General features: G+C 63.2%; 6 protein-coding genes. All 6 read left to right on the top strand.

Annotated elements, in window-relative coordinates; genetic code table 11:
- The first annotated feature begins 97 nt into the window (after positions 1-97).
- Positions 98-2,362: a thiamine pyrophosphate-binding protein gene (locus ACRDUX_RS09850; RefSeq protein WP_526413369.1), complete on the top strand. Its 2,265-nt coding sequence runs from the start codon at positions 98-100 to the stop codon at positions 2,360-2,362.
- A 13-nt stretch (positions 2,363-2,375) separates the two neighbouring features.
- Positions 2,376-3,584, top strand: a complete 1,209-nt coding sequence (locus ACRDUX_RS09845; RefSeq protein ID WP_526413367.1) for a 2-oxo acid dehydrogenase subunit E2 — start codon at positions 2,376-2,378, stop codon at positions 3,582-3,584.
- A gap of 453 nt (positions 3,585-4,037) precedes the next feature.
- The gene (locus tag ACRDUX_RS09840) at positions 4,038-4,226 is read left to right on the top strand and encodes a hypothetical protein (protein WP_526413365.1); all 189 of its coding nucleotides are present in this window, start codon (positions 4,038-4,040) and stop codon (positions 4,224-4,226) included.
- 91 nt (positions 4,227-4,317) lie between these two features.
- Positions 4,318-4,902: an IS3 family transposase gene (locus ACRDUX_RS09835; RefSeq protein WP_526413363.1), complete on the top strand. Its 585-nt coding sequence runs from the start codon at positions 4,318-4,320 to the stop codon at positions 4,900-4,902.
- The gene (locus tag ACRDUX_RS09830; protein WP_526413361.1) at positions 4,854-5,072 is read left to right on the top strand and encodes an integrase core domain-containing protein; all 219 of its coding nucleotides are present in this window, start codon (positions 4,854-4,856) and stop codon (positions 5,070-5,072) included. Before ACRDUX_RS09835 ends, ACRDUX_RS09830 begins: the two co-directional genes overlap by 49 nt.
- Positions 5,073-5,325: 253 nt before the next feature.
- Positions 5,326-5,854, top strand: a 529-nt coding sequence (locus ACRDUX_RS09825) for an MlaD family protein (protein WP_526413359.1), incomplete at its 3' end; no start/stop codon positions are given.

The raw sequence follows: 5,854 nt of genomic DNA, 5'->3' as shown, positions 1-5,854 counted from the left end.
CATCAGACAGTGAGGAGTCACCGCAGTGACCATCGCTCATCCGCTCGGAGCGGTCCCCTCTTCGCGGGATCGCGCAGACGCATCTGAACTCGACCTAGTGGCCTCGCGGGTGTTGTGGTTGTCCACGGCGATGGTGCACCACGCCAACCGTGTTCGACCCAACCCCAGCGGGATGAAGGTGGGCGGGCACCAGGCGTCGTCGGCTTCCATCGTGGGCATCATGACCTCCCTGTACTTCGGTCAGCTCAGAGCTAATGATCGGGTATCGGTCAAACCGCACGCCTCGCCGGTCCTGCATGCCATCAACTACTTACTCGGATCGCTCGATGAGCGATACATGACCACGCTGCGCGAATTCGGGGGCTTGCAGAGCTATCCGAGCCGCGCCAAGGACCCAGATCCGGTCGACTACTCGACAGGATCGGTCGGCATCGGTGCCACGGCACCGATCTGGGCGACGTTCGCTCGACGCTACGTCGACTCGGTGTACGGGGAAGCCGGCAGCGGACGCCAGTACTCACTGGTCGGAGACGCAGAACTCGACGAGGGCGCGGTATGGGAGGCCATCATGGATCCCACCGTCCAAGAACTGGGCGAAATCGTCTGGATCGTCGACATGAACCGCCAATCCCTGGATCGCGTCGTTCCCCACATCGCCTCCGGGCGGTTGCACGACATGTTCGCCGCGGCGGGGTGGCAGGTGATCACGGTGAAATTCGGCAAGCTGCTCGAGGAGGTGTTCAGCCAACCCAACGGTGACACGCTGCGCAACCGGATACTCAACATGCCCAACCCCGAGTACCAGCGACTTCTGCGCTACTCGGCCGAACAGCTGCGTTCGCGCCTACCTGGCGACGGCCCCGACGCCGCGACGATCGCGGCTGTCATCGATGACCTTGACGACGCCACCCTGCTGCGGGCAATCGGCAACCTTGGTGGCCACGACATCGCGGCATTGCTGGAAGCCTACGACCAGATCGACGACACGCGCCCCACCGTCATCATCGCCTACACCGTGAAGGGTTACGGGCTGCCGACACAAGGTCACCCGCAAAACCACTCCTCACTGCTGACCGACGAGCAATACGCGCAGCTGGCGCAGATGCTAGGAGAAGATCCCGATAACCCTTTCCGACGTTTCGATCCAGCTTCGTCCACGGGACGCCTATGTCAGCGGATCGTCGAGCGTTTGCGCCGCGATGACGTCGTTGCGGTGGCACCACCACGCGTACCGGCCGACATCGGTCGGACCCCACCGGCAGTGTCCAACACTCAAAGCGCTTTGGGCCGAACGCTATTGGACCTGACCCGCGACGCACCTGAGGTGGCCAGGAGGATCGTGACAGTAAGCCCGGACGTCAGTTCCAGCACCAACCTAGCCGGATGGCTCAACAAGGTCGGCGTATGGTCGCCTGCCGAGCGCCACAATTGGTTCGACGACGACGCCGAGACGATCATGCACTGGCGTGAACGGCCCACTGGCCAACACATGGAACTAGGCATTGCCGAGGTCAATCTGGTCGGTCTTCTCGGCGAATTGGGTGCCACCTGGAGCCGCTGGGGTCAACCACTGCTGCCGATCGGCGTACTCTACGACCCCTTCGTCGAACGCGCCCTGGAGCCCTGGTCCTACGGCATCTACGCCGGCGGGCAGTCCATCCTGGTGGGCACGCCGGCCGGGGTCACCCTGGCCGCCGAGGGCGGAGCCCACCAATCGATCAAAACGCCGTCGATCGGACTGGAACAACCGGGCTGCACAAGCTACGAACCGGCATTCGCCACCGAGGTCGAATGGGTTCTGCTGCATTGCATCAGCCAGCTGGGCCGCCCCGATGGAACATCGTCCTACTTACGACTGTCTACGCGGCCGGTACGCCAAGAGCTGGCGCAGGTATCTGTAGACCCGGCCGCGCGGGAACGCCGCCGCCGCCAGGTGCTGGCCGGAGCGTATGCACTGCGGGCCGTAGCCAAACCGGAGGTGTGCATCGTCGCGATGGGAGCGATGGCGACCGAGGCCATCGAGGCCGCCGAGCGGCTGGGGCAGATGAATATTGGCGCCGAGGTGATCTGCGTGACCAGCCCTGACCTGCTTTACCGTGCCGTTCAAGCCCGTGACGGCTTGAGCGAGTCCGCGTCATGGATCCTCGATCAGGTCTTCCCTGCCGAGCGAGCCGCACCCATGATCACCGTGCTCGACGGTCACCCCCACACGCTGGCGTTCTTGGCGACGATCAACCGTGTGCGCTGTAAGTCGTTGGGAGTGCATAATTTCGGCCAGGTCGGCGATCTCGACGCCGTCTACCGCTTTCACGGCATTGACACCGACAGCATCGTGCGCGCCGCGCTCGACGTCGCCACGTGAAACGGAGAGTCAAATGAGCGACATGCAGGTCATGATCACCCTTCCCTCGCTAGGTGAAGATGTCACCGAGGCCACCATCAGCCGCTGGCTAGTCGCCGTCGGTGACGAGATCGGCGTCGACGAGCCATTGCTGGAAGTCGCCACCGACAAAGTGGACAGCGAGATCCCCTCACCACACGCCGGTACCATCGTGGCGTTACTCGCCGACGAGGACGACGTGGTGGCAGTGGGAGCCGACCTCGTCACCATCGCGCTCACCCCACTGACTGGGCAGGATACATCGGCGCCTCAACCGATGCCTGCCGCGCCGATACCGGAATCGCCACTCCACGACCGTGACGCGGCGCAACCCGCGCCAGCCGCCGCGCCGCCGTCAACTCGAGTCGCGGCCTCAGGCCTGGTAGTCGAAACCACTCACCCGGAGAACGCGCCAGCGGCAGAGACGCACCCCTCCGGTGCAGCGGCCGGCACGCCGCAGCGACTGCCGCGAATCCGGCAGATCATCGCCGGCCGGATGATGGAGTCCTTACGCTCTTCTGCGCAATTGACTTCAGTCGTCGAAGTCGACGTCACCGCCATAGCGCGCTTGCGGGATGCGACCAAGGCGCAGTTCGTCGATCGCACGGGAACCAAGTTGTCGTTCCTGCCGTTCTTCGCCAAGGCCACGATCGAAGCACTAGAAGACCACCCCCTGCTTGGCGCGACGGTGAACGCCGACTGCACCGAGGTGACATACCCCGACGAAATCCACCTCGGCATCGCCGTCGACAGTCCAAGAGGATTGATGGTGCCTGTCATTCACCGCGCCGACACCCTAAGCATTACTGACCTCGCCCGGGCGATCGCTTCGCTGGCCGACAAAGTCCGCGCCGGCTCCATCGGTGCCGATGACTTGGCCGGGGGCACGTTCACCGTGACCAACACCGGCAGTCGCGGCGCACTGTTCGACACCCCCATCCTCAATGCGCCACAGTCCGGAATTCTCGGCACCGGATCCATCGTCGATCGCGTCGTACCCCGCCCTGATGTCCACGGGGGTTCGTCCATCGCGGTGCGATCCATGGTGTATCTCGCGCTGACCTACGACCACCGCATCGTCGACGGAGCCGACGCGGCGCGATTCTTGGGCACGATCAAGCGGCGACTGGAGGGCGAATTCTCCCTCGACGAGGTGTTCGGAACCGCGGTCGTGCCCGGGTCCGCCGAAAGGGGACCCACCTAGATGGAGCAATCCTTCGACGACTCATCACTACCCGGCGTCGCTGCTACACCTCACGCCGCCAACCGGAATCGCTTGACGCGGAGCGCCTCTCACGAGCTTGCCTGGCGCCTAGCCGACGCATTGCCCCGCGCACTGCCGCTCAGCGTCAAGAACACCATCTTCATCGAATTAGGATGCCGCAATTATCGTCGCGCAATTGCCGAGAGCTTGCGTGCGGTGGTCAACGCAGAAGAAGTACTTCTGGCGTGTTCCCACTGAATGAGTCCGACTGATCTGTACCCATGTTGTAGGTCCACGGTTGTGAGAGTCGAGGGCAGAGTGATCCTCAGGAGGTCACATGCCCCGTATGTACCCGGCTTCGGTGCGCCGGCAAATCGTCGCCCGGCTGCGTGAAGGCGAACCGGTTGCCGCCGTGGCGGTGGATACCCGGATATGTGAGGCCACCCTGTTCCGGTGGAAACACCAGGCCCCATCGATGCCGGCGTCGTGGAGGGCGTTCCCAGTGTCGAGGCCGACGAGCTGACCGCCGCCCGCAAGCGCGTCGCGGCGCTGGAGGCTGAACTGGCGTTGACCCGAGACGCCTGTGAACTTCTTGAACAACGAGGCGGTGGTGCCCCCAAAACGCCGACGCGCGATCACTGAAGGGCTGATCGCGCGGGGACATTCAGCTCGATCTGCTTGCCGTGTAACCGGATTAGCACGCTCCCTGTTGCAGTATCACCGCAGACGACCAGTGCCCGACGGGGAGATCCGCCGCCTCATCGTGGCCGACACCATCACCGAGGTCCACCAACGCTCCCGCGGCACCTACGGGCGTCGCCGCGTCCGTGCGGCACTGCTGGCCGAATATGAGATGAACGTCAATCACAAGCTGGTTAACTCGATCATGAGCGAGCACGGGCTGTGGGGGCTACCGCGACCTGGGCGACGCATCTCCAACCTCATCAAGGTCAACACCCCCGAGGACCTAGTGAAGAGACAATTCACTGCGACACGGCCCAACGAACTGTGGTGCACCGATATCACCGAACACCCCGCCCGTGACGGCAAGGTGTACTGCTGCGCGATCCTGGACTGCTTCTCGCGCATGATCGTGGCTCGCACGTTTTCCACGACCGCCGACACGGCACTGGTCAACAACGCAGTCAACATGGCCGTGGCGGACAGAAACCGCAGTGGCACAACCATTCCGACCACGGCACGCAGTTCACGTCCTGGAGCTTCGGGGAGAACATGCGCTGATGGAGGCTACTGGGATCGTTCGGCACCGTGGGCGACTGGGACAACGCCCAGGCTGAATCCTTCTGGAGCACACTGAAATCGGAGCTCTACCACCGATACACCTGGCCTACGAAGATCGCTACTAGGCTCGCAGTCGGCGACTGGATCGAACGGATCTACAACCGCCGACGACGGCACTCGAAAATCGGCATGATCAGTCCCATCGACTTCGAGCACCGCCACCATCAGACGGCACAAGCCGCCTGACCCCGTGTCCACCATCCGGGGGCAACCTCATGTCGAGATCTATAAGAGGTGGTTGTGGTGGGGTCTGACGAGCAGGCACCTGGGGGCCGCCTCAACAAGCCGCAGCGCAAAGAATTTATGGCGCGGCAGAATTACGAGCTGTATCGTAGCGCTACGCTACAGTTTGTTTCATAGATGGAGGGCCGGTGCGATCTGCATGTGGACGCGCCCGGCGCGTCGGGGAATTAACCGCCAAACCCTGGGCGCTAACTCCGTGACCGCGCGGCTGAACTCATCACGCACGCCCCCCTATAAGGCCGCCGCTGTGGTTCTGCTGCTGGTCGCCGCACTGGCGCCGATGTTGGTGTGGGTCCAGTTCCAAGGCGGCTTCGGCCGCGAGACTCGATTGACGCTGATGGCCGACCGATCCGGTCTGGCTATGGAGCCCAACTCGAAAGTCACCTACAACGGCGCCGAGATCGGCCGGGTCACAGCCGTCACAGCCGTCACCGTCGGCGACGAGTCGAAGGCCAAGATCTCCCTGGGCGTACGCCCGAAGTACGTCGACCTGATCCCAGCAAATGTGAACGCCGAGATCAAGGCGACCACGGTGTTCGGCACCAAATACGTATCCTTCACCTCACCGAAAAACCCGGTGTTACAGCGCATCACGAGTTCCGACGTGATCGACATGTCCGGGGTGACCACCGAGTTCAACACCCTGTTCGAAACCTTGGTTTCGATCGCCGAGAAGGTCGACCCGATCAAGCTGAACCAGACGCTAACCGCCACCGCCCAAGCCC

It is taken from the genome of Mycobacterium sp. (genome assembly GCF_050701675.1).
Classification (GTDB): domain Bacteria; phylum Actinomycetota; class Actinomycetes; order Mycobacteriales; family Mycobacteriaceae; genus Mycobacterium.
This window is presented reverse-complemented; position numbering and strand designations above follow the sequence as displayed.

Coding starts and splice junctions, on each gene's coding strand:
- ACRDUX_RS09845 (WP_526413367.1), top strand. CDS start 2,376: ATGAGCGACATGCAGGTCATGATCACCCTTCCCTCGCTAGGTGAAGAT.